Source organism: Micromonospora sp. CNZ303, assembly GCF_004345505.1.
In genome coordinates this window covers 627,103-649,308 of the sequence record NZ_SLVT01000001.1, presented here as the reverse complement: position 1 = coordinate 649,308, position 22,206 = coordinate 627,103, and the positions used below count along the sequence as shown (strand labels likewise).

Annotated in this window: 22 protein-coding genes; 9 read left to right on the top strand and 13 right to left on the bottom strand. The window is 71.9% G+C overall.

Annotated elements, in window-relative coordinates; genetic code table 11:
* Positions 1–14: 14 nt before the first annotated feature.
* Positions 15–1,073 (bottom strand): alpha/beta fold hydrolase, encoded by a 1,059-nt coding sequence (locus EV374_RS03110; RefSeq protein WP_132231244.1) that lies wholly within the window; start codon positions 1,071–1,073, stop codon positions 15–17.
* Between the two features lie 99 nt (positions 1,074–1,172).
* Positions 1,173–1,637: an FHA domain-containing protein gene (locus tag EV374_RS03105; protein WP_132231242.1), complete on the bottom strand. Its 465-nt coding sequence runs from the start codon at positions 1,635–1,637 to the stop codon at positions 1,173–1,175.
* Between the two features lie 263 nt (positions 1,638–1,900).
* On the opposite strand from EV374_RS03105, the gene EV374_RS03100 reads away from it, so the two are divergent.
* Both EV374_RS03100 and EV374_RS03095 read left to right on the top strand, forming a co-directional pair.
* Positions 1,901–3,397 (top strand): aldehyde dehydrogenase family protein, encoded by a 1,497-nt coding sequence (locus tag EV374_RS03100; protein WP_132231240.1) that lies wholly within the window; start codon positions 1,901–1,903, stop codon positions 3,395–3,397.
* Positions 3,398–3,465: 68 nt separating this feature from the next.
* The gene (locus tag EV374_RS03095; protein ID WP_132231238.1) at positions 3,466–4,143 is read left to right on the top strand and encodes a methyltransferase domain-containing protein; all 678 of its coding nucleotides are present in this window, start codon (positions 3,466–3,468) and stop codon (positions 4,141–4,143) included.
* Between the two features lie 86 nt (positions 4,144–4,229).
* On the opposite strand, the gene nucS is transcribed toward EV374_RS03095, so the two are convergent.
* Positions 4,230–4,889: an endonuclease NucS gene (gene nucS, locus EV374_RS03090; protein ID WP_132231236.1), complete on the bottom strand. Its 660-nt coding sequence runs from the start codon at positions 4,887–4,889 to the stop codon at positions 4,230–4,232.
* Positions 4,890–4,960: 71 nt separating this feature from the next.
* Here nucS and EV374_RS03085 point away from each other — a divergent pair, with 71 nt between their 5' ends.
* The gene (locus EV374_RS03085) at positions 4,961–5,578 is read left to right on the top strand and encodes a DUF4126 domain-containing protein (protein ID WP_132231234.1); all 618 of its coding nucleotides are present in this window, start codon (positions 4,961–4,963) and stop codon (positions 5,576–5,578) included.
* 69 nt (positions 5,579–5,647) lie between these two features.
* Here EV374_RS03085 and EV374_RS03080 read toward each other — a convergent pair whose 3' ends face one another.
* Positions 5,648–6,241, bottom strand: a complete 594-nt coding sequence (locus EV374_RS03080; RefSeq protein WP_132231232.1) for a hypothetical protein — start codon at positions 6,239–6,241, stop codon at positions 5,648–5,650.
* Positions 6,242–6,866: 625 nt separating this feature from the next.
* Between EV374_RS03080 and EV374_RS03070 the strand changes: the two genes are divergently transcribed.
* Together EV374_RS03070 and EV374_RS03065 are read left to right on the top strand one after the other, a co-directional pair.
* Positions 6,867–7,817 (top strand): polysaccharide deacetylase family protein, encoded by a 951-nt coding sequence (locus EV374_RS03070; protein ID WP_486485539.1) that lies wholly within the window; start codon positions 6,867–6,869, stop codon positions 7,815–7,817.
* A 61-nt stretch (positions 7,818–7,878) separates the two neighbouring features.
* The gene (locus EV374_RS03065; protein WP_132231228.1) at positions 7,879–8,181 is read left to right on the top strand and encodes a DUF1540 domain-containing protein; all 303 of its coding nucleotides are present in this window, start codon (positions 7,879–7,881) and stop codon (positions 8,179–8,181) included.
* A gap of 63 nt (positions 8,182–8,244) precedes the next feature.
* On the opposite strand, the gene EV374_RS03060 is transcribed toward EV374_RS03065, so the two are convergent.
* Positions 8,245–10,251 (bottom strand): protein meaA, encoded by a 2,007-nt coding sequence (locus EV374_RS03060; protein ID WP_132231226.1) that lies wholly within the window; start codon positions 10,249–10,251, stop codon positions 8,245–8,247.
* A gap of 150 nt (positions 10,252–10,401) precedes the next feature.
* Between EV374_RS03060 and EV374_RS03055 the strand changes: the two genes are divergently transcribed.
* Together EV374_RS03055 and EV374_RS03050 are read left to right on the top strand one after the other, a co-directional pair.
* Positions 10,402–11,250, top strand: a complete 849-nt coding sequence (locus EV374_RS03055) for an ABC transporter ATP-binding protein (RefSeq protein WP_132231224.1) — start codon at positions 10,402–10,404, stop codon at positions 11,248–11,250.
* Positions 11,247–12,092, top strand: a complete 846-nt coding sequence (locus tag EV374_RS03050; protein WP_132231222.1) for an ABC transporter permease — start codon at positions 11,247–11,249, stop codon at positions 12,090–12,092. The genes EV374_RS03055 and EV374_RS03050 overlap by 4 nt, the downstream gene beginning before the upstream one ends.
* 51 nt (positions 12,093–12,143) lie before the next feature.
* Here EV374_RS03050 and EV374_RS03045 read toward each other — a convergent pair whose 3' ends face one another.
* Positions 12,144–13,100 carry a helix-turn-helix domain-containing protein gene (locus tag EV374_RS03045; RefSeq protein ID WP_132231220.1) on the bottom strand — a complete coding sequence of 319 codons (957 nt, stop codon included), beginning with the start codon at positions 13,098–13,100 and terminating at the stop codon, positions 12,144–12,146.
* 58 nt (positions 13,101–13,158) lie between these two features.
* Here EV374_RS03045 and EV374_RS03040 point away from each other — a divergent pair, with 58 nt between their 5' ends.
* Positions 13,159–14,343, top strand: coding sequence for an MFS transporter (locus tag EV374_RS03040; protein ID WP_132231218.1), 1,185 nt, complete (start codon positions 13,159–13,161; stop codon positions 14,341–14,343).
* Between the two features lie 33 nt (positions 14,344–14,376).
* Here the strand turns inward: EV374_RS03040 and EV374_RS03035 are convergent, their stop codons facing one another.
* Both EV374_RS03035 and murA read right to left on the bottom strand, forming a co-directional pair.
* Positions 14,377–15,225: a 3-hydroxyacyl-CoA dehydrogenase family protein gene (locus EV374_RS03035; protein ID WP_132231216.1), complete on the bottom strand. Its 849-nt coding sequence runs from the start codon at positions 15,223–15,225 to the stop codon at positions 14,377–14,379.
* 173 nt (positions 15,226–15,398) lie between these two features.
* Entirely contained in the window at positions 15,399–16,838 is a 1,440-nt protein-coding gene (gene murA / locus EV374_RS03030; protein WP_132231214.1) for a UDP-N-acetylglucosamine 1-carboxyvinyltransferase, read from the bottom strand.
* Between murA and EV374_RS03025 the strand changes: the two genes are divergently transcribed.
* Positions 16,837–17,409 (top strand): cob(I)yrinic acid a,c-diamide adenosyltransferase, encoded by a 573-nt coding sequence (locus EV374_RS03025; protein ID WP_132231212.1) that lies wholly within the window; start codon positions 16,837–16,839, stop codon positions 17,407–17,409. The two genes, murA and EV374_RS03025, sit on opposite strands and share 2 nt — an antisense overlap.
* Positions 17,410–17,643: 234 nt before the next feature.
* On the opposite strand, the gene EV374_RS03020 is transcribed toward EV374_RS03025, so the two are convergent.
* From EV374_RS03020 to EV374_RS03000, 5 genes are all read right to left on the bottom strand, one after another.
* Positions 17,644–18,099 carry a DUF2550 domain-containing protein gene (locus EV374_RS03020; RefSeq protein WP_132231210.1) on the bottom strand — a complete coding sequence of 152 codons (456 nt, stop codon included), beginning with the start codon at positions 18,097–18,099 and terminating at the stop codon, positions 17,644–17,646.
* A gap of 12 nt (positions 18,100–18,111) precedes the next feature.
* Positions 18,112–18,396, bottom strand: a complete 285-nt coding sequence (locus EV374_RS03015; protein ID WP_132231208.1) for a F0F1 ATP synthase subunit epsilon — start codon at positions 18,394–18,396, stop codon at positions 18,112–18,114.
* 89 nt (positions 18,397–18,485) lie between these two features.
* Positions 18,486–19,628, bottom strand: a complete 1,143-nt coding sequence (locus tag EV374_RS03010) for an LCP family glycopolymer transferase (RefSeq protein WP_132231206.1) — start codon at positions 19,626–19,628, stop codon at positions 18,486–18,488.
* Positions 19,629–19,840: 212 nt separating this feature from the next.
* The gene (atpD, locus tag EV374_RS03005; RefSeq protein WP_132231204.1) at positions 19,841–21,277 is read right to left on the bottom strand and encodes a F0F1 ATP synthase subunit beta; all 1,437 of its coding nucleotides are present in this window, start codon (positions 21,275–21,277) and stop codon (positions 19,841–19,843) included.
* Positions 21,277–22,206: a F0F1 ATP synthase subunit gamma gene (locus EV374_RS03000; protein WP_132231202.1), complete on the bottom strand. Its 930-nt coding sequence runs from the start codon at positions 22,204–22,206 to the stop codon at positions 21,277–21,279. Before EV374_RS03000 ends, atpD begins: the two co-directional genes overlap by 1 nt.

Here is a 22,206-nt window from a genome sequence, read left to right as displayed (position 1 = left end):
GGCCACCGTGTCGTTCAGGTCACCGCGTCGGTCAGCCTCAGCAGTTCGGCGACGAACTCGGCCGGCCGTTCCAGGTGCGGGCTGTGCCCGCAGCCGGGCAGCAGCACCTCGCGGTACGCCCCGCCGGCCGCCGCGTAACGCTCCAGCACCGCCCGGGTCTGCGCCACCATCGGCTGCGCCGGGCAGGCCGCCTCTCCCGGCCAGCCGGGCACCACGCCCAGCGAGCCCAGGTGGGCCAGGTCCATCATCGCGGTGTCCGAGACGATCACGTCGGCGTCCCCGCGGATCCAGGTGACCGGCGGCTTCCCGGCCACGGCGACCAGTTCGTCGGCGATCCGGAAGTGCGCCGGGGAGAGGGCGTTGAGCACGCCGCGCCGTCCCGGGGCGGTGCCGGGCCAGTTCGCCGAGGCCACCGCCGTACCGGGGTAGTTGTCGTCACCGGTCGCGGTGGAGAGGAGGCTGTCCAGCAGCAGCTCCTCGTCGTCGCCGAGCGAGGCCGGGTCCGCCACGTAGGTGGCCCGCAGCACGGCGCGCGGACTGGCCGGGCTGTCCGCGCCCCGGTCGCCGGCGGCCAGCCGCCTGACGAAGTCCCCGTTGGCGGTGCCGCCGCCGGTGCCGGCGAAGTCGGGGGTGGTCGGCGTGCCCGCCACGTCCCGGGTGCCGCCGTAGCCGTACGGCGAGACCGGAGCGGCGAGCAGCAGCGCGCCCACCCGGTCGGGATGGTCGACCAGCAGTCGCATGGCCACCCCGCCACCGAGGGAGTGGCCGACCACCACCGGCCGCGCGCCGGGCGCGAAGAGGGACGGGTCGTCGAGCAGCGCGGCGACGTCGTCGGCGAAGTCGCTGAGACCCCGTGTCGCGTCCACTCCGACGGTGTCGGTCAGCCCGTAGCCGCGCAGGTCGGGCGCGACCACCCGGAGGGTGGCCGGCAGTCGCCGCACGAGCGGCTCCCAGAAGGCCGCCGACGAGCAGTTGCCGTGGATCAGCAGTACGGGAACGCCGTCCGGCGGCCCGGCCACCCGCACCGCCTGGGTGATGCCGTTCGCCGACACCTGCCGCTGTCCGGTCTCCATCCGCCGGATGCTGCCACGATGGCGCCGGACGCGTCCATGGGCCGGCCCGCCACCTTCCCCGGCCCGGAGGTGTGCGCCGGCATCCGCCGTCGGCGCCGATCAGGACGGCGCGGACGACCCCGCCGGAAGCGCCACCGGCGACACCGCGTCGACGGCCGGTGCGGCCTGCGCCGCGATCGGCAGCGGCAGGGTCGGGCGGCGGTCCCGGCGCGGCTCGCCGAAGCTGAAGCCCACCGGGTCGGTCCGCGCCACGCCCGGGTCGAAGACGCGCAGCTCGGTGCGGCCGAGCCGGATCACGTCCCCGTCGGCCAGCCGCTCCACGCCGGTGATCCGCCGGTCGTTCAGCCAGGTGCCGTTGGTGGAACCCAGATCCGCCAGGGCCGCCCCCTCGCCCGTGAGCCAGACCTCGGCGTGCCGGCGGCTCAGGTGGGCGTCGTGCACCACGATGTCGGCGGTCGACCCCCGGCCGATGACCTGCCGCTCAGGGCCCACCCGGACGCTCAGCCCCCGCATCGCCCCACCGGCCACCGTCAACAACGGTCTCAGTTCCGGATGGTCCTCCATGGAATGTCAGCCTCCACCCCGCGCGGTCACCCCGCGCGTCAGCCTGCCATCACACGGTAGTCGCCTCCACCGCCGCATGGTCACCTCCGCGTCCCCGGCCGGACACCTCGCGTTCGGCGATTCGGCGCCCTCCGGCGGAAGAATCATCACAAGTCCGGCCGACCGCCGTCCACCCCGTTCCGCCGTCCCGCGCCCGGTCCGACCGGCGGGACCGAGCCGTCGCGGCCCTACCGGCGAGTAATTCTCAGGTCTAGACTTCCGCCATGACGGCTGTGCGTGTCCCGGGTACCCCGGTCATCGAGGACGGTCGGCTGGTGTCGACGAGCCCGGCGACCGGCGCGGAGGCCGGACGCCTGCCGGTCGCCACCGCCGAGGACGTCGGGCGGGCCGTCGAGCGGGCCCGAGCGGCCGGCGAGTGGTGGGCCGGGCTCGGCTTCGGCGGGCGCAGGGAGCGGCTGCTGCGCTGGCGCACCCTGCTCGCCCGGCGGATCGAGGAGATCGCCGAGCTGGTGCACGTCGAGGGCGGCAAGCCGGTCGCCGACGCCGTCGTCGAACTCGTCAGCGCCGTCGAGCACATCGACTGGGCGGCCCGCAACGCCGGCCGCGTGCTGGGCCCCCGTCGGGTCCGCTCGCGGCTCGTCCTGGCCGAGTTCTCCGCCCACCTCGAATACCAGCCGTACGGCGTCGTCGGCGTGATCGGCCCGTGGAACTACCCCGTCTTCACCCCGATCGGCTCCGCCGCGTACGCGCTGGCGGCGGGGAACGCGGTGGTGCTGAAGCCCAGCGAGTACACCCCCGTCGTCGGGCAGTGGCTGGTCGACACGTTCGCCGAGGTGGTGCCGGAGCAGCCGGTGTTCACCGCGGTGCACGGGCTCGGCGACGTGGGGGCGGCGCTCTGCCGCTCCGGGGTGGACAAGGTGGCCTTCACCGGCTCGTCGGCCACCGCCCGGAAGGTGATGGCGGCCTGCGCCGAGTCGCTGACGCCGGTGCTGCTGGAGGCGGGCGGCAAGGACGCGATGATCGTCGACTCCGACGCCGACCTGGACGCCGCCGCCGAGGCGTGCGTCTGGGGCGCGCTGACCAACGCCGGCCAGACCTGCATCGGCATCGAACGGGTCTACGCGGTCGAGCCGGTCTTCGACGCCTTCGTCGGAAAGGTCGTCGAGCGGGCCGGCCGGTTGACCGTCGGCCCGGACGACGCGGACATCGGCCCGATCACCATGCCGAGCCAGGTCGACGTGATCCGCCGGCACATCGACGACGCGCTGGCCCGGGGCGGCCGGGCCGTGCTCGGCGGCGCGGACGCGGTGCAGCCGCCGTACGTGCGGCCGACCGTGCTGGTGGACGTCCCGGAGGACTCCGCCGCCGTACGCGAGGAGACGTTCGGGCCCACGCTGACCATCAACCGGGTCCGCGACGCCGACGAGGCCGTCGCCCGCGCCAACGCCCTGTCGTACGGCCTGGGGGGTTCGGTCTTCGGCCGGCGGCGCGCGGTGGCGATCGCCCGGCGGCTGCGCTCGGGCATGGCGTCGGTGAACTCGGCGCTGACCTTCGCCGGGATGTCCACCCTGCCGTTCGGCGGCGTCGGCGACTCCGGCTTCGGGCGCATCCACGGCGAGGACGGGCTGCGCGAGTTCAGCCGCGCCAAGGCCATCACCCGGCGGCGGGCCCGGTCGCTGCTGCCCTCGACGACCTTCGAACGGACGCCGGCCGACGTCACGCGACTCGTCAAGGCCATCAAGGTCATGTACGGCAGGTGACTGTCGGATAACCGATCATGAACACCCTCACATGTGTCCAACGTGGTGGGAGCGGTACATTGCGTTAAATGCGCCCCCATCGATTGCGCTTCCACCTCGTCGACAGTGACCGGTCGTGGAGTGCCCGGCAGCGGCGTCGCCGCGCCGACTGGCTGGTCCGGACGTTCCCTGACCTGGAGAAGATGCACGTCGTCGACCTGGGTGGCCGGCTCGGCACCTGGAGCCGGGCCGACGTGCGGCCGGCGCGCGTACACGTGGTCAACCTGGAGCGACCGCCCACGGACATCCCGGAGTGGGCGGAGGTCGACCGGGCCGACGCCTGCGACCTGCCGGCCCGGATCACCGCGCGCCGCTACGACCTGGTCTTCTCCAACTCGGTGCTGGAGCACGTCGGCGGGCACGAGCGGCGGCTGCGCTTCGCCGACGCCGTGCGCAACCTCGGCGACCGGCACTGGGTGCAGACGCCCTACCGCTACTTCCCCATCGAGCCGCACTGGATCGCGCCGGGGATGCAGTTCCTCCCCGTGCGGCTGCGGACCGCGTTCGCCCGCCGCTGGCCGCTCGGACACAAGCCGACCCGCAGCCACGAGGCCGCCATCCACCAGGTGCTCTGGACGGAGTTGCTGGACCGCTCGCAGATGCGGCACTACTTCCCCGACTCGCGGATCCTCGTCGAGCGGGTGGCCGGCCTGCCCAAGTCCCTGATCGCCGTCCGCGCGGACGGCCCGCCGGAGCCGCCCCGTTGACGTCGCGGCGGGCCCGGCCTCCGGCTGGTCCTGGCCACCGGTCGGATCGGCGGCAAGCTCCCCCGCAGTGCCGCGAGGGCGGTCCGTCAGAACAGGGTGAGCTCGTCGCGCTCGATGCCGCGCAGCTTGTCGTAGTTGACGACGACGCAGCGGATGCCCCGGTCCGTGGCGAGCACCCGGGCCTGCGGCTTGATCTCCTGTGCCGCGAAGACCCCGGCGACCGGCGCGAGCAGCGGGTCGCGGTTCATCAGCTCCAGGTACCGGGTGAGCTGCTCCACGCCGTCGATCTCGCCGCGCCGCTTCACCTCCACGGCCACGGCGCCCTGGTTGGCGTCCCGACAGAGCAGGTCGACCGGGCCGATCGCCGTCATGTACTCCCGGCGGACCAGCGTGAACCCCTCGCCGAGCGCTTCCGGGTTGGCCGCCAGCAGCTCCTGGAGATGCGCCTCCACGCCGTCCTTGCGCAGGCCCGGATCGACGCCCAGCTCGTACGAGGTGTCCTGGAAGATCTCCTCCAGGGTGATCCGCAGCTCCTCCCCCGCCTTGTTGACGACCCGCCAGACGCCGGGGGCCTCCTCCAACCGGCAGGGCGGGCTCATCCAGTTCAACGGCTTGTACGCCCGGTCGTCGGCGTGGATCGACACCGACCCGTCCGCCTTCACCATGAGCAACCGGGTGGCCGGCGGCAGGTGGGCCGAGAGCCGTCCGACGTAGTCCACCGAGCACTTCGCAATGACCAACCGCACCCGACGAGGGTAGCCGAGACCCCGGCCCGCGCCACCGAGCGGCACTGGCGCGCCGGTGCGATGCTGAGACGGTGCTCGAAGTTCTCACCGGTACCGGTCTCGCCGCCTCGGCGGGGCTGAACGCGTACATCCCCCTGCTCACCATGGGTCTCCTGGCCCGCTACACCAGCCTGATCGACCTGCCCGGAGGCTGGCAGTGGTTGGGCAACGGCTGGGTGATCGCGATCCTGGCGGTGCTGCTGGTGGTCGAGGTCGTCGCCGACAAGGTCCCGGTGGTCGACCACGTCAACGACGTCGTGCAGACCGTGGTCCGGCCGACCGCCGGCGGCCTGGCGTTCGGCGCCGGCTCGTCCTCGGAGACGGTGACGGTCAGCGACCCGGGCACCTTCTTCTCGTCCAACCAGTGGGTCCCCGTGGTCGCCGGGGTGGTGATCGCCCTCGGCGTACACCTGTTGAAGTCCGCCGCCCGACCGGTCATCAACGCGACCACGGCCGGCGTCGGCGCACCCGTGGCCAGCACCGCCGAGGATGCCACCAGCGTGGCCATGTCGGTGGTGGCGATCATCCTGCCGGTGCTGGTGCTGGCGTTCCTGCTCGGGCTGGTCGCCTTCGTCTTCTGGTTCGTGCGCCGCCGCTCCGACCGCCGCCGGGAGCGTCAGGCGGCGCGGGCCGCCGGCTTCCGCGTCTGACGCATCCGGACATGCCGCTGGCCGGCACCCCGGTTGGGGTGCCGGCCAGCGGCGATCGGGCTACTGCTGTCAGCTGTTCCAGTGCTCGGCGACCAGGTCGGCGGCCATCTGCTCCCACTGGGCGTAGTGGTCCGGGTAGGCCGAGACCTGCACGGTCTGGGCGGCCTTGGTCAGGGGCATGTCCTGCCACCCGTCGACCTGCTTCAGGCCCTTCAGGAACGCCGTCGTCGAGTACTCCGGGTCGGTGATCTGCTCCACCGTGCCCCAACCCGAGGACGGACGCTGCTGGAACAGGCCCTGCGAGTCGTGGTCGTTGCGGTCACCCAGATGACCCAGGTTCTCCAACTTCGACTCCTGCAACGCGGTCGCGATCGACACCACCGCGGCCCGCTCGTCCATGCCGGCCTTCTTCGTCGCGGCGATGATGGCCTTGACGTTGGCGACCTGCTCGTCGGACAGGTCGACGTGCGACTGCGCACCCTGCACCCCATGCGGCACCAGCTTGCCCATGTCCGGCTTGTCCGCCGTGACCGCGACGGCGACAGCCGTGGTGTCCACGGTCGGGGCGTTGGTGTGGGTGTCGGTCATCGGGCCGGCGGCCACACCACCGGCAAACGCCAGACCGGCGATACCGAGAACGCTGTTACGAATGATCGTGTTCATCGCAGATGCTCCATTCGGGGGTTGGCACCCACACCGAGGGGGATCGGCTACGCGGGTGCAAGCACCGTCCGGCGCCCATGAACTCGGGGGATCTCCGGCGAATCGGCCGGAGGAAGATCAGATCAGCCGTCGGCCGCATGTCCGACCTGCACCGGTCGGAAGGACCCGTTTCGCGGGGCGGGGGCTGCCCTCACGTCGGCCGGACCATGTGTAACGACCACCGGCCCGCCATCATTCCGGGGGCCCGCCAACCGTGGGGCGGCGTGGTCTTGCTCGGTCGTACGCAGGGTGTAACGACCCCACCCCCGCCACGATTCCGACCCCACGATGCCCCCGATCACACCCCCAAACCGGACACCACCCCCATCCCGCCTTCCAGACGACAACGCCGACGTTCAACCCGAAAAACAGGCATGATCCCCGAGCGACACCAAGATCCCCCTCGCGACCGGGCAGGCCGGCGTCGATCATGCAGTTGTGGCGCTCCGCATACGGTGCAATTAGGGCACGACGCCCACCACAACTGCATGATCGACCCGCCTGACGGGGGGCCGGGGCGGGTTTCGCAGCGGGTGTGGTCGAGAGTGGGCACGCAGGAAACGTCAGGCGCTGACATCATCTCCCGGTGCACGTGAAGATCCCCCGCGTTCCGCTCGTCGCGACCCTCACCGCCGTCGTCGCCGCCGCGGCTCTCCTCGTCCTCCCAAGCCCGCTGCGCGCGCCGGCCGACGCCGGCATCGTCCGCATCGCGGCAACGGATCGCGCCCCGGCCACCCCGGGGGCCACGGCCCCCGCCGCGTCCACGGCCACGGCCGCCCCGGAGGCCACGGCCCCCGCCGGGGCCGAGACCACGGGCCCCGCCGCGCCCGCGGCGACGGTTCCCGGCGCGACCCCGGTCGGGACCAGGCCGCCCGTCGTCGACCACGGGCCGCGTACGGGGAACAAGGTGGCGCTCACCTTCGACGCCGACATGACGGACGCGATGCGGTACCAGCTGCGCAGCGGCGCGGTGCGGTCGTACGCGAACCTGAAGATCATCGACCTGCTGGAACGGGAGCGGGTGCCGGCCACCTTCTTCCTCACCGGCAAGTGGGTGGAGCAGTACCCGGACGTGACCCGCCGACTCGCCGCGAACCCGCGCTTCGAGCTGGCCAACCACACGTACGGGCACCTGGCCTTCACCCCGGACTGCTACGGCCTGCCCCGCATCGCGGAGCGGGAGATGACGGCCGACGTGGCCCGTACGTTCGACGTGGTGGCCGCGTACGGGGGTCGGCAGACCCGGTACTTCCGCTTCCCCGGGCTGTGCCACGACAGGAAGTCGCTGGCCGCGCTGGCGCCGCTGGGGGTGACGGTGGTGGACGGCGACGTGGTCAGCGGTGACCCGTTCGCGAAGTCGTGGCGGCCGGTGGTCCGTGCCTCGCTGGACGGGGTGCGTCCGGGATCCGTGATCGTCCTGCACGTGACGGAGGCGAACGCGCCGATGACGGACGAGGCGCTGCCGCACATCCTGGCCGGGCTGGCCGAGCGCGGCCTCGAGCCGGCCCCGCTGTCGGAGGTCCTCGGAGTGAGCTGAACCAGGCTCGACAAAACCCACAAAAGCCTAAAATCGGGGCACGACTCTATAGGAGGTCACCATGACCGCAGCAGTGGAGATGCCCCGCGTCCAGGAATGTGTCGTGGCGGCGTGCTCGTACAACCACACCAACGACTGCCACGCCTTCGCCATCACCATCGGCAGCCCGGACCACGCGCACTGCCACACCTTCGTCGAGATGCCGGCGGTCCGTGGCGGGGTCGACGGCGGCATGACCGCGCAGGTGGGCGCCTGCCAGCGCGCGGACTGCCAGCACAACGAGCAGCTGGAGTGCCACGCGCCGGCGATCAAGGTCGGACCCGACAACGACATGGCCGACTGCATGACCTACGTCAGCCGCTGACCGCCTCGAAGCGAAAGGAAGGGTCCCTTGTTAACGCTAAGCGTTAACAAGGGACCCTTCCTTTCAGCGCAGGCCGTTGGCCTCCCGGACCACGGTGACCAGGTCGTCGATGATCCCGGTCAGGGCGAAGTCCTTCGGCGTGAAGACCCGGGCCACCCCGGCGGCGCGGAGCTGCTCCGCGTCGTTGGCGGGGATGATCCCGCCGACCACCACCGGCAGGTCCGGCCGGCCGGCGGCGCGCAGGCCGTCCAGCACCGCCGGTACCGCCGCCAGGTGCGAGCCGGAGAGGACCGAGAGGCCGACCAGGTCCACGTCCTCCTCGACGGCGGCGGCGACGATCTGCCCGGCGGTCAGCCGGATGCCCTGGTAGACCACCTCGAAGCCGGCGTCGCGGGCGCGTACCGCGATCTGCTCCGCGCCGTTGGAGTGCCCGTCGAGGCCGGGCTTGCCGACGAGCAGCCGCAGCCGGCCGCTGCCCAGCTCGCGGGCGGTGGCGGCGACGCGCGCCCGGACGGCGGCCAGGGTGGCGTCCCCGCCGGCCCCGGCGGCGCCGGTCAGGCCGGTGGGCGCCCGGTACTCGCCGAAGACCTGGCGCAGCGCGCCCGCCCACTCGCCGGTGGTCACCCCGGCCCGCACGCACTCCAGCGTCGCCGGCATCAGGTTCGTCGTGGTCGCGGCGTCCGCGCGCAGCCGGGCCAGCGCCGCGTCGACGGCCGCGTCGTCCCGCCCGGATCGCCACCGGCGTACGGCTTCAGTGGCCGCCGCCTCGACGGCCGGGTCGACCTGCTCGACGGACTCGGCGCCGGCGGCGGTCAGCGGCGACGGCTCGGTCTCGGTGAACCGGTTGACGCCGACCACCACGTCGGCGCCGGACTCCATCCGGCGGCGCCGCTCGGCCAGCGAGGCGACCAGCGCGCTCTTGAGGTAGCCGGTCTCGACGGCCGCGACGACGCCGCCCATCTCCAGCACCTTCTCCAACTCGACCCGGGCCCCGGTGACGATCTCCTCGACCAGCGCCGTCATCACGTGCGAACCCTCGAACAGGTCCGGGTACTCCAGCAGGTCCGACTCGTACGCGAGCACCTGCTGCATGCGCAGCGACCACTGCTGGTCCCACGGCCGGGGCAGGCCGAGCGCCTCGTTCCAGGCGGGCAGCTGCACGGCGCGGGCGCGGGCGTCCCGGGAGAGGGTGACGCCGAGCATCTCCAGCACGATGCGCTGGATGTTGTTCTCCGGCTGCGCCTCGGTCAGGCCCAGCGAGTTGACCTGCACGCCGTAGCGGAACCGCCGCTGCTTCGGGTTCTCCACGCCGTAGCGCTCGCGGGTGATCTCGTCCCAGAGCGCGCCGAAGGCCCGCATCTTGGCGATCTCCTCGACGAAGCGCACCCCGGCGTTGACGAAGAAGGAGATCCGCTGCACGACGTCGCCCATCCGCTCGGCGGGCACCTGCCCCGAGTCGCGGACCGCGTCGAGCACCGCGACGGCGGTGGAGAGCGCGAAGCCGACCTCCTGCACCGGTGTCGCGCCGGCCTCCTGGAGGTGGTACGAGCAGATGTTCACCGGGTTCCAGCGCGGCATCTCGCGCAGCGTGTACGCGACGACGTCGGCGGTCAGCCGCAGCGACGCGGCCGGCGGAAAGATGTGGGTGCCCCGGGAGAGGTACTCCTTGATGATGTCGTTCTGCGTGGTGCCGGCGCAGCGGGCCAGCTCCGCGCCCTGCTCGGCGCCGACCGTGCCGTAGAGGGCGAGCAGCCACATCGCCGGCGCGTTGATGGTCATGGACGTGTTCATGTCGGCCAGCGGGATGCCGTCGAAGAGGGCCCGCATGTCGCCGAGGTGCGCCACCGGCACACCGACCCGGCCCACCTCGCCAGCGGCGAGTTCGTGGTCGGGGTCGTAGCCGGTCTGCGTCGGCAGATCGAAGGCGACCGACAGGCCGGTCTGCCCCTTCGCCAGGTTGCGGCGGAAGAGCGCATTGGTCGCCGCGGCCGAGCTGTGCCCGGCGTAGGTGCGCATCACCCAGGGGCGGTCGCGCTCGGGCAGCCGGCCGGGGAGAGCCTTCTCGTCCATGGCGGGAGTCTAAGTTACCGTTCAGTCACCAGAGCTGTGGAAAACCACACAGCTCCATGGAGCGGAAACCCGGGTGCGAAGCGCCCGACATGGGCGCGACCACCACACCCCGGCCGGTCCGCCGCCGCGGCCAGGTCGCACACTTGACGCATGCATGACGAGCTGGCGATCTCCGTCCGGGGACTGCGCAAGGCGTACGGGGACAACGTCGCCGTGGCGGGCGTGGATCTCGACGTCCACCGCGGCGAGGTCTTCGCCCTCCTCGGCCCCAACGGCGCCGGCAAGACGACCACCGTGGAGATCCTGGAGGGCTACCGGCGGCGCGACGCCGGCGAGGTGAGCGTCCTCGGCAGCGACCCGGCCCGTCCGGCCGCCGACTGGCGCTCCCGGGTGGGCATCGTGCTCCAGGGCACGGGCGAGTTCGACGAGCTGACGGTCGCCGAGGTGGTGCGCCACTTCGCCGGCTTCTACGCCGACGCGGACGACCCCGACAAGGTCGTCGAGCGGGTGGGGCTGGCCGGCAAGGCAAAGGCGCGTACGCACACCCTCTCCGGCGGGCAGAAGCGCCGGCTCGACGTCGCGCTCGGCATCGTGGGCCGCCCCGAGCTGCTCTTCCTGGACGAGCCGACCACGGGCTTCGACCCGGAGGCGCGCCGGGAGTTCTGGGAGCTGATCCGCGACCTGGCCGCCGCCGGCACCACCATCGTGCTCACCACCCACTACCTCGACGAGGCGGAGTCCCTCGCCGACCGGGTCGGCGTCATCGCGGGCGGCCGGGTGGTCGAGGTGGCCACGCCCGACCAGCTCGGCAACCGGCGCGAGGCCCTGGCGACGGTCTCCTGGCGTACGCCGGAGGGGGCGCGGGAGACGGCGGAGAGCGCGACGCCGACGGCGCTGGTGGCGGAGCTGGCGGCGCGCTTCGGCGGCGAGGTACCGGGCCTGACGGTGACCCGGCCGACCCTGGAGGACATCTACCTGCGCATGATCGGACACCGATGACCACCACGACGAAGCCGGCCGCGCCGGCCACCACGGCACCGGCCCGGCGACCCGGTCCGGTCGCCCTCAGCCTGCGGCAGAGCCGGCTGGAGATCACCCAGTTCCTGCGCAGCCGGGAGTCCGTCGTCTTCACGATGGGCTTCCCGGTCATCATGATCCTGATCTTCGCGGCGATCTTCAACGACGAGATCGCCCCCGGGGTCAGCTACACGCAGTACTTCATCACCGGCATGATCGCCACGGGCCTGATGACGGTGAGCTTCCAGAACCTGGGCATCTGGATCCCGATCGAGCGGGACCGGGGGGTGCTCAAGCGCTACCGGGGCACGCCGATGCCGAAGTGGGTCTGGTTCGCCGGCAAGGTGATCATGGTCGTGGCGATCGGCATCGCCGAGACCGTCCTGCTGCTCGCGGTCTCGGTGGCGCTGTTCGACCTGGAGCTGCCCGGGACCGCCGCGAAGTGGCTAACCTTCGGCTGGGTGTCGGTGCTCGGCGTCACCGCCTGCACGTTGTGCGGCATCGCCATCTCGTCGCTGGCCCGCACCGCCCGCAGCGGCTCGGCGGTGGTCACCCCGGTCGCGCTGGTGCTCCAGTTCATCTCCGGGGTGTTCTTCGTCTTCACCGAGCTGCCGACCTGGATGCAGCAGGTGGCGGCGCTCTTCCCGCTGAAGTGGATGTGCCAGGGCCTGCGCTCGGTCTTCCTGCCGGACGGCTTCGGCGCCCGCGAGCCGGGCGGCTCGTTCGAGCTGGACCGGGTCGCCCTGGTCCTCGTCGCGTGGTGCGTGATCGGCCTGGTGCTCTGCCTGACCACGTTCCGCTGGACGACCAAGCGCGACGGCTGAGGTGCAAGGAAGGGCCGCCGTTAACGTCTCCGGTAGAGGAAGGGCCCCCTGCTAACGCGTGGACGACGTGAGGGCGACGCCGAGCGGCGTACGCCAGTAGAGCACCTCGCGCCCGGACCGCCGCTTGCCGACGGCGCCCGCGTCCAGCAGCACCCGCAGGTGGTCGCCCACCGTGCCGAGGGAGAGCCCGGTCACCGCCACGAGTTGCGAGGTGCTCAGCGGCGTGTCCAGCCGGGCCAGGATGTGGGCCCGGTTCGCGCCGATCAGCCGGGCGAGCCCGTCGGGTGCCGGTGAGGTGGGATCGACGAGGATGCCGTGCACCGGGTACACCATCCCGAACCGGGTCGGCCTGTCCCAGACCACCCAGCCGCGACGGCAGTGCGCCGGGAGGAAGACCAACTGCTCGGCCTCGTCCAGCGACAGCGGCGGCTCCGGGTAGTCGTTGACCTGGAGCCGACCGTCGCCCAGCCAGCACACGTTGCGGTTGAGGTCGGCGAACACCCCGGCCCAGCCGCCCGCGCTCAACGCGGCGGTGCGGGCCACGATGTCCGCCCGGAGCCGGCGTTCCCGCTCCGGCCACTCCGGCTCGACGGTGCGCGTCCAGACCCAGTCGAGCAGCTCCACCACCTGCCCGGTGAGACCGTTCGCCAGCAGCTCGGCGGCGAGCGGCTCCGGGCGGGTGGCGCGCAGGTCGGCCCGGATCCGCTCGTCGGACAACCGCCCGACGGCCGCCAGCTCCGCCGCGAACGTCGGTTCCGGTGCGGCGGGCGCGACGGTGAGGAAGTCGGCGGTCCACCGGGGGTGGAACGACGCGGGCAGCAGCGCCCGGACCACCGGCCGACCGGCCAGCATCCGCCGGAACGCCGCGACGTGCGGCTCCCGCCAGGCCCGCTGCCACGGGTTACGCGGGTCGTGCAGCGCACGCAGCGCGGCGACCGTGTCGACCATCGGCGAGACCGTGAAACGGCTGCGCGCGAGGAGATCCGACGGCACCTGCCAGACGGCCATGTTTCGCCTCCAGACGTAACTCTAGGAGATCCACCCGGCACCGCACACGATCGGGCCCGTGAGAACGTACGCAGACCTGTTCGCGGTCCGGGAGTTCCGCAACCTGTTCCTGGCGAACTGCGCGGGAATCGCGGCCCACACGACGTCGGCGCTGGCGCTGGGCTCGCTGACCTACGCGTCGACCGGCTCGGCGCTGCTCACCGCACTGAGCATGTTCGGCGCACCGCTCGCCGGCGTGCTCGGCAGCCTGACGTTGCTGTCGGCCGCGGACAGCCTGCCGCCCCGCCGGGCGCTGACCTTCGCCGCCGTGCTGGTCGCCGCCGGAGCGGCACTCCAGGCGGTGCCCGGCCTGCCGCTGTGGGCCCGGTTCGCGATCATCTTCACCGGCGCGTACGTCGGCTCGATCACGGGCGGGGCCCGGTGGGCGCTGCTCACCGACATCCTGCCGACCGACGCCTACGTGCTGGGCAGGTCGACCATGAACACGAGCGTCGGGGCGATGCAGATCGCCGGCTTCGGGCTGGGCGGCGTCCTGTTGTTCTGGCTGGACCCGTACGAGGTGTTCCTGCTCGCGGCGGTGCTGCGGGCGGTGGCGGCGGCAGTCGGGTGGTTCGGGATCTCGGAGCGCCCGGCCCGGACCACCGCCCGGACGACGGTCGGGCGCACGCTCCGGGTGAACCGGGAACTGTGGACGGATCCCGGCCGACGCTCGCTCCTGCTCAACCTGTGGCTGCCGCCCGGCCTGGTCGTCGGCTGCGAGGCGCTGTTCGTGCCGTACGCCGGGGATCGGGCCGGCTTCCTCTACGCCGCCGCGGCCCTCGGCATGCTGGCGGGCGACGTCCTGGTGGGACGGTTCCTGCCCCCGGCCCGGCGCGACCGCCTGGTCCCCGCCCTGCGGCTGCTGCTCGCCCTGCCCTATGTGGCCTTCGCGCTGTCGCCCGCGCTGCCGCTGGCCATGCTGGTCGCGGTCGTCGCCTCGGTGGGCTTCGCCGCCGGGCTGCCGTTGCAGGAGCGCCTGATCGCCCACTCACCCACCGAGTTCCGGGGCCAGGTGCTGGGCCTGCACCACAACGGGATGATGGCCGCGCAGGCGCTGTGTGCCGTGCTCGCCGGCACGGTCGCGGACCTTGTCCCGGCGGGCTGGGCCGCCGCGCTGCTCGCCACGGCGGCGCTGGCGGCCACGCTGATGCTCACCGCCGGGCTGCGGCGGACCGCCCCCGCGCCGGTGGAGGCGGTCCGCTGAGCGGCCTGGGGGACGTCGCGCCCCGGCCGCCCGTCAGTACGTGTAGAAGCCCTTGCCGCTCTTGCGCCCGAGGTCGCCGGCGGTGACCATGCGCTGGAGCAGCTCCGGCGGGAAGAACTTCTCGTCCGCCGTGTCGGTGTAGATGTTCTTCGAGGCGTGCAGCAGCACGTCCACGCCGGTCAGGTCCGTGGTGGCCAGCGGGCCCATGGCGTGACCGAAGCCGAGGCGGCAGGCGGTGTCCAGGTCCTCGGCCGACACCACGCCCGACTCGACGAGCTTGACCGCCTCGACGACCAGGGCCGCGATCAGCCGGGTGGTGACGAAGCCCGCGATGTCCCGGTTGACCACCACGACCGTCTTGCCGATCTCCTCGGCGAACGACTTGGCCGTGGCCAGGGTCTCGTCGCTGGTCTTGTAGCCGCGCACCAGCTCACAGAGCTTCATCATCGGCACCGGCGAGAAGAAGTGGGTGCCGACGACCGCCTCCGGGCGCTCGGTCACCGCGGCGATCTGCGTCACCGGGATGGCCGAGGTGTTGGTCGCGAGCACTGCGTCGGCCTTGCAGATCTTGTCCAGCGCGCGGAACACCTCGTGCTTGATCTCCAGCCGTTCGAAGACCGCCTCGACCACGATGTCCGCGTCGGCCGCCGCCTCCAGGTCGGTGGTGGGGGTGATCCGGCCCAGCGCCGCCTCGACCTCGGACGCCTCGATCTTGCCCTTCTCGGCGAACTTGGTCAGCGACTTCCGGATGCCGTCCATGCCCCGCCCGGTGGCAGCGTCGTCCAGGTCCCGCAGCGTCACCTGCCAGCCCGCCTGCGCCGCCACCTGGGCGATGCCCGAGCCCATCAGCCCGGCCCCGACGACCGCGAGTCGACCCGCCATCTGCTTCTCCCTCGCCTGATTGAGTGTCTGTCAGCACCCTAGTCGGCGAGCCTGAACGGATGCTAAGGCGGCTGGGCGGGGTGGGCCCTCCAGGGGCCGGCCCACGCCCTCCCACGTGCGCGGCCCCGGCGTGGGCCGTTGGCCCCGGAGGGCGAGCTGCCGCTCGGGCAGGCTCAGATGCTCAGGTCCGGTTCCTCCGGTGCGGTGCCCCGCTCCACCTCGACCCCGAGGGCGCGCAGGTCGGCTGCGAAGTCCGGGTAGCCCCGGTCCACGTGGTGCACGTGGGAGACCTCGGTGACCCCCTCGGCGCAGAGCCCGGCGATGATCAACCCGGCGCCGGCCCGGATGTCGGTGGCGCGCACGGGCGCGCCGGAGAGCCGGTCCCGGCCCCGGACCACCGCGTGGTGACCGTCGGTCTTGATGTCCGCGCCCAGCCGCATCATCTCGTTGGCGAACATGAACCGGCCGTCGAAGATGTTCTCGGTGATCAGGGAGGCCCCGTCGCTGACCGCCGCCAGCCCGATCGCCATCGGCAGCAGGTCGGTGGCGAAGCCCGGGTACGGCAGCGTCACGACGTCCACCGCCTTCGGCCGGTCGTCCATCCGGATCCGGAACGCGTCGCCCCGGGTCTCCACCAGGCCCCCTGCGGAGACCAGCTTGTCGAGTGCGACCTCCAGGAACGCCGGCTCCACCCCGGTCACGGTGACGTCCCCCCGGGTCATCGCCGCGCCGAACGCCCAGGTACCGGCGACGATCCGGTCCCCCACCGTCGCGTGCCGCACCGGCCGCAGCCCCGGCACCCCCTCGATGTGCAGGGTGGAGGTGCCGGCGCCAGAGATCCGGGCGCCCATCTGGTTCAGCATCGTGCAGATGTCGACGATCTCCGGCTCCCGGGCGGCGTTGTCGATGACGCTCGGCCCCCGGGCCAGCACCGCCGCCATGACCAGGTTCTCGGTCGCCCCGACGCTGGGGAAGTCGAGCACGATCTCCGCGCCGTGCAGCCCGTGCGGCGCCGACGCGATCACGAAGCCGTGCTCCCCGGATATCTCGGCGCCCATCCGGGTCAGCCCGGAGACGTGCATGTCCAGGCCCCGCGAGCCGATGGCGTCGCCGCCCGGGTGGGCCACCCGCACGTGTCCCCGGCGGGCCAGCAGCGGACCCAGCACGCAGATCGAGGCGCGCAGCCGGCGTACGAGGTCGTAGTCCGCCTCGGCGCCGGGCTGCTCGGGCACGTCGATGACGACCGACCGGGACCGGGCCACCCCGCCGTACGCGACCATGGGGTCGACCGGGTCGTCGGCGTCGAACCGGACGCCGCAGCCGAGCCGGCGGAGCACCTCGCCCATGATCGCGATGTCGGTGATGCGCGGCACGTTGGTGATGACGCTGCGGCCCGGCGCGAGCAACGCGGCGGCCATCAGCTTCAGCGCCGAGTTCTTGGCGCCCACGACGTGCACCGAGCCGGCCAGGCGCGCGTCGCCGCGCACCCGGATGACGTCGAGGTCGTGGACCGCCGGGTCACCGGCGTCGCCGGGGCCCCCGGCCGCTCGGACGGCGGTGCCGCCCGGCCGCTCCGGGATCGTCAGGTCCGGTATCCGTAGGCTGTGCGTCATGGCCGTCCACCTCACGCGCATCTACACCAAGGCCGGCGATGCCGGCATGACCAGGCTGAGCAACAACGAGCAGGTGCCGAAGACCGATCCGCGCATCTCCGCGTACGCGGACGTCGACGAGTGCAACGCCGCGATCGGCGTGGCGCTCGCCCTGGGACAGCTCGACGAGGAGCTGCGGGCCGTCCTGGCGTCGATCCAGAACGACATGTTCGACGTGGGCGCCGACCTGGCCACCCCGGTCGAACCCGACCCGAAGTACCCGCCGCTGCGGGTCACCGAGGCGTACGTCGAGCGCCTGGAGGGCTGGTGCGACGAGTACAACGCACGCCTGAGCAAGCTCGACTCCTTCATCCTCCCCGGCGGCACCGCGGGTGCGGCGCTGCTGCACGTGGCGCGGACGGTCGCCCGACGCGCCGAGCGGGCGGCGTGGGCCCTGGTCGCGCACGACCCCGAGCGGACCAGCTCGCTCCCGGCAAAGTATCTCAACCGGCTATCGGATCTGCTCTTTATCCTGTCAAGAACGGCAAATCCGGACGGAGATGTGCTATGGGTGCCGGGCGGCAACCGCTGAGCCGTCCCCACTCGCGGTGAGGAGCCCCCGCTCCTCGCGGTGGGGTGTCTCCGGGGAGCCCACTCGCTCCGGGCGGTCAGGCTTGACCCCTCCGCGAGCGGACTCCCCGGAGACACCGTCGTGGTCGATCCGCCGAACAGGCGGATGGTGCCGCTGCCTTCGGTGTCCGGGGTACCGCAGCCGCCGAGCGGAAGTGGAAGTGATCTCCGGCGAAACCCCAAGCACGAGGGGACGTCAGGCGGCGGGCCAGTCCTGGGAGGCCAGACGCGGCGAGACCGCCCCCGGAGGGCCGGCCTCGAGCCAGGAGAGGAATCCGGTGACGGTGGACCGGGCCATGGCGATCTCCACCGGGGCGTGGTCACTCGTACAGCGGAGGATGACCCAGTCGGCGGGCATCGACAGGCGCTCCTGCCCCTCGGGCAGCCGCCGTCGCTCGACGGCAAGCCCCTCGCGGGAGAGCACCCGGGCGGGCCGGATGGCGAAGCTGAACAGCCGGTACCAGCGGAGTTCGTCGCCGACGAAGCGGCCGAAGCCGGGAGACCAGCCTCGGCCGTCGAGCATCGTGGAGGTCCGGACGCCGAGCCGGATGATGCCACCGCTACGGGTGACGACGGCTCGCCGGGCGAAGAGGATCAGAAGTGCGCCGAGGATGACGGCGACGCCGATTCCGATCCCCTCGACGATCTCCATCGACGTTTCGGCTCAGCGGCTCTGCGCGGCGGAGACCGGGGTGGCGCTCTCGGCCAGGACGGTGACGCCCTCGGCGGTCACCGACAGGAAGCCGCCGGCCACCTCGTAGGAGACCTGCTCGCCGCCGGGAAGCTTGATGCGCACCTCGCCGGGCTCGGCAAGCTGGCCGAGCAGGGGCGCGTGCCCCGCCAGCACACCCAGCTCGCCCTCGGTCGTGCGGGCGACGACCATCTCGGCCTCGCCGGACCAGACCTTCTCCTCGACGGCTACGAGCTCGACGTGAAGCTGCTTTGCCACGCTGTCTCCTTGCTGCGGCGGCGGATTGTCGAAAGTCTAGTCGTGCCGCGGACCCGCCCCCAACGCGGGTGGCGAGACCTGCGCCACGGCTACTTCGCCTTGTTCTGGAAGTCGGGATGCTCCACCAGGAACGCGTCGAGCTGCCCCTTGCGCAGCGCGGCGAAGAAGTCGTCCACGGCGGGCTGGAACTTCTCGCCCCGGTACTCGCCGTTCTGGATGACCGAGCCACCCGGCAACTTGATCATCTGGATCGTCTCCGGGCGGATGTCCTTGAGCGCCAGGCCGAAGTCGACCACGCCGTGGCCCCGGCCACTGAAGATCAGCGACTGTCCGGCCGCGCGCAGCACCCGGTCCAGCTTGACCGGGTTGGTGACCACGTCGGCGCTGAGCGCCTGACCGGCCATGGCCTTGACGAACTGCTGCTGGTGCCGCTGCCGCCCGTAGTCACCGTCCGGGACGCCGTTCTTCGGGTAGCGCTGGCGGACGTAGTCGAGCGCCTGCCAGCCGCTGAGGTGCTGGTTGCCCTTCTTGTAGACCGCCTGCGGGCCGACGTAGCCCTCGCCGTTCGGGTTGCCCTTGCGGTGCTTGCCGTCCGGCTCGCGGTGCTCGGAGCGCACCTCGCGCTCGATGTACATGTCGACGCCGCCCATCGCGTCGACGATCTGCTTGAAGCCGTTGAAGTTGATGATCGCGCCGGCGTCGAAGCGCGTGATGCCGGTGACGTTCTGCACCGTCGTCGCCAGCAGCTCGAAGCCGCGGGCCGCGTCCGGGTTGCCGCCGGGCACCCGGCTGCCGTACGACATCGCCGCGTTGAGCCGGTCGGTGCCGCCGTTGAACTCCGCCCGGCTGAACTCGGGGATCTCCACGATGAGGTCGCGCGGCATGGAGAAGAGGTAGGCCCGGTCCATCTCCGCCGGCACGTGCAGCACCATGACCGAGTCGGCCAACGGCGGCATCTCCGGGTTGCGCGGGTCGATGCCCACCAGCAGGATGTTGAGCGGCCCCTTGATGTCGCTCTTGCGCTCCTTCGCCCCGGCGGCCTGGTCGCCGAAGAGGTCGGCCTTGCCGACGGCGCCCTCGTAACGGGCCATCAGCGCCTCGGCACCGACCAGCACGGCCCCGCTGAGCAGCATCAGGACGGCACCGAACACGGTGCAGACCCGGGCCCAGCGCGGCACCCCCGACCACCTGGACGACTTGCCGCCGCCCTTGTCGGCCTTACCCACGATCATCTCCGTTCGTCACGCCCACGATCAGGAGACGGGCGCATGCGGCCGATTCGTTGCGGATCGACGCCCACGTGGTGGGTGGGCGGATCGACGGTACCTCGCGTATGGCATGATCGCCGACCGCGCGGAACCGGCCAGCGACGTCCAGCGGATCCCAAAACGGACGAAGGGCCGCCCCGGCGTTACCGGGGCGGCCCTTCGTCAGGATCGACAGGTCAGCTCTTCATGAGCTCGGCTGCCTTGCGCTCCAGGTCCTCGAGACCGCCGCACATGAAGAAGGCCTGCTCGGGGAAGTGGTCGTACTCGCCCTCGCTGATCTTCCGGAAGGCCTCGATGGTCTCCTGGATCGGGACCGTCGAGCCCGGCACGCCGGTGAACTGCTCCGCCGCGTAGGTGTTCTGCGACAGGAAGCGCTCGATGCGCCGCGCGCGCTGCACGGTGATCTTGTCTTCCTCGGAGAGCTCCTCGATACCGAGGATGGCGATGATGTCCTGCAGGTCCTTGTACTTCTGCAGGATCCGCTTCACCTCGGTGGCGACCGCGAAGTGCTCGGCGCCGACGAACTCCGGGGCGAGGATCCGGGACGAGGACGCCAGCGGGTCCACGGCCGGGTAGATGCCCTTGTCGGAGATCGACCGCTCCAGGTTGGTGGTCGCGTCGAGGTGGGCGAACGTGGTGGCCGGGGCGGGGTCGGTGTAGTCGTCCGCCGGCACGTAGATCGCCTGCATCGAGGTGATGGCCTGGCCCCGGACGGAGGTGATCCGCTCCTGGAGCTCGCCCATCTCGTCGGCCAGGGTCGGCTGGTAGCCCACCGCGCTCGGCATACGGCCGAGCAGGGTGGAGACCTCGGAGCCGGCCTGGGTGAAGCGGAAGATGTTGTCGATGAAGAGCAGCACCTCCTGCTTCTTCACGTCGCGGAAGTACTCCGCCATGGTCAGCGCCGACAGGGCGACCCGCAGCCGGGTGCCCGGCGGCTCGTCCATCTGGCCGTAGACCAGCGCGGTCTTGTCGATGACGCCGGACTCGGTCATCTCGGCGATGAGGTCGTTGCCCTCGCGGGTGCGCTCACCCACGCCGGCGAAGACCGAGGTACCACCGAAGTTCCGGGCCACACGGGTGATCATCTCCTGGATGAGCACCGTCTTGCCGACGCCGGCACCGCCGAACAGGCCGATCTTGCCACCCTTGACGTACGGGGCGAGCAGGTCGATGACCTTGATGCCGGTCTCCAGCATCTCGGTCTTCGGCTCCAGGTCCGCGAAGGCCGGGGCCTTGCGGTGGATGCCCCAGTGGTCGTCGGGCTGGAGCGTCTCGCCCTCGGTGAGGTTGAGGCACTCGCCGATCGCGTTGAACACGTGGCCCTTGACCGTGTCGCCCACCGGAACGGTGATCGGCGAGCCGGTGTCGCGCACCTCGGTGCCACGGACCAGGCCGTCGGTCGGCTGCATCGAGATGGCGCGGACCATGTTGTCACCCAGGTGCTGGGCGACCTCCAGGGTCAGCGTCTTCTCGCCGCCGGAGAGCGTCACGTCCACGTGCAGGGCGTTGAACAGGGCGGGCATGGCGTCGCGCGGGAACTCGGCGTCGACGACCGGGCCGATGACCCGGACCACGCGACCCGTGGCCGTCTTGGTCTCTACTGGGGCAGTCATCACACTTCACTTCCCGACGCGGCCAGCGCGTTAGCGCCGCCGACGATCTCGCTGATCTCCTGGGTGATCCCGGCCTGGCGGGCCGAGTTCATCTCGCGCGTGTACTTCTCGATCATCTCTTCGGCGTTGTCGGTGGCGCTCTTCATCGCCCGCCGACGGGCCGCCGACTCGCTCGCCGCCGACTCCAGCAACGCCGCGTAGATCCGCGTGTTGATGTACTTCGGCAGCAGCGCGTCGAGCAGCGCCTCCGCGTCCGGCTCGAACTCGTAGGCCGGCAGCGCGCCCTCGGACCGGGGCCGGTCCTCCACCTGCATGGGGCCCATGATCCGGGTGACCGGGGTCTGGGTCATCAGGGAGTGGAACTCCGTGTAGACGATGTGCAGCTCGTCCACGCCGAGCACCCCGTCCGCACCGGCGCCGCCGTCGACGTCGTCCGCGCCGGCGGTGAACGCCTTGATCAGCGTCTCGCCCACGGCGCGGGCGTCGGCGAAGGTCGGCTGCTCCGAGAACCCGGTCCAGTTGGCCTCGATCGGCCGGTCACGGAACCGGAAGAACCCGACACCCTTGCGGCCGATGACGTAGAGCACCGGCTCCTTGCCGTCGGCGCGCAGCCGGGCGATGAGCGACTCGGCCTTCTTGATGGCGTTGGAGCTGTAGCCGCCGGCGAGGCCGCGGTCGGAGGTGACCAGCAGGACGCCCGCCCGCCGCACCCGCTCGCGCGGGGTGAGCAGCGGGTGGTCGATCCGCGCGTTGGACGCCAGCGCCGTGAGCACGCCGGTGACCGCCTGGGCGTACGGCAGGGACGCCGCCACCCGGGCCTGGGCCTTGGCGATGCGGCTCGTCGCCACGAGCTCCATCGCCTTGGTGATCTTCTTCATCCCCTTCGCCGAGCGGATCCGCTGACGAAGAACGCGAACCTGGGCCGCCAT

Coding starts and splice junctions, on each gene's coding strand:
- EV374_RS03050 (WP_132231222.1), top strand. CDS start 11,247: ATGACCACCACGACGAAGCCGGCCGCGCCGGCCACCACGGCACCGGCC.
- EV374_RS03000 (WP_132231202.1), bottom strand. CDS start 22,206: ATGGCGGCCCAGGTTCGCGTTCTTCGTCAGCGGATCCGCTCGGCGAAG.
- EV374_RS03025 (WP_132231212.1), top strand. CDS start 16,837: ATGGCCGTCCACCTCACGCGCATCTACACCAAGGCCGGCGATGCCGGC.
- EV374_RS03110 (WP_132231244.1), bottom strand. CDS start 1,073: ATGGAGACCGGACAGCGGCAGGTGTCGGCGAACGGCATCACCCAGGCG.
- EV374_RS03060 (WP_132231226.1), bottom strand. CDS start 10,251: ATGGACGAGAAGGCTCTCCCCGGCCGGCTGCCCGAGCGCGACCGCCCC.
- EV374_RS03100 (WP_132231240.1), top strand. CDS start 1,901: ATGACGGCTGTGCGTGTCCCGGGTACCCCGGTCATCGAGGACGGTCGG.
- EV374_RS03105 (WP_132231242.1), bottom strand. CDS start 1,637: ATGGAGGACCATCCGGAACTGAGACCGTTGTTGACGGTGGCCGGTGGG.
- EV374_RS03095 (WP_132231238.1), top strand. CDS start 3,466: ATGCGCCCCCATCGATTGCGCTTCCACCTCGTCGACAGTGACCGGTCG.
- EV374_RS03055 (WP_132231224.1), top strand. CDS start 10,402: ATGCATGACGAGCTGGCGATCTCCGTCCGGGGACTGCGCAAGGCGTAC.
- murA (WP_132231214.1), bottom strand. CDS start 16,838: ATGACGCACAGCCTACGGATACCGGACCTGACGATCCCGGAGCGGCCG.
- EV374_RS03035 (WP_132231216.1), bottom strand. CDS start 15,225: ATGGCGGGTCGACTCGCGGTCGTCGGGGCCGGGCTGATGGGCTCGGGC.
- EV374_RS03020 (WP_132231210.1), bottom strand. CDS start 18,099: ATGGAGATCGTCGAGGGGATCGGAATCGGCGTCGCCGTCATCCTCGGC.
- EV374_RS03045 (WP_132231220.1), bottom strand. CDS start 13,100: ATGGCCGTCTGGCAGGTGCCGTCGGATCTCCTCGCGCGCAGCCGTTTC.
- EV374_RS03080 (WP_132231232.1), bottom strand. CDS start 6,241: ATGAACACGATCATTCGTAACAGCGTTCTCGGTATCGCCGGTCTGGCG.
- atpD (WP_132231204.1), bottom strand. CDS start 21,277: ATGACTGCCCCAGTAGAGACCAAGACGGCCACGGGTCGCGTGGTCCGG.
- EV374_RS03065 (WP_132231228.1), top strand. CDS start 7,879: ATGACCGCAGCAGTGGAGATGCCCCGCGTCCAGGAATGTGTCGTGGCG.
- EV374_RS03010 (WP_132231206.1), bottom strand. CDS start 19,628: ATGATCGTGGGTAAGGCCGACAAGGGCGGCGGCAAGTCGTCCAGGTGG.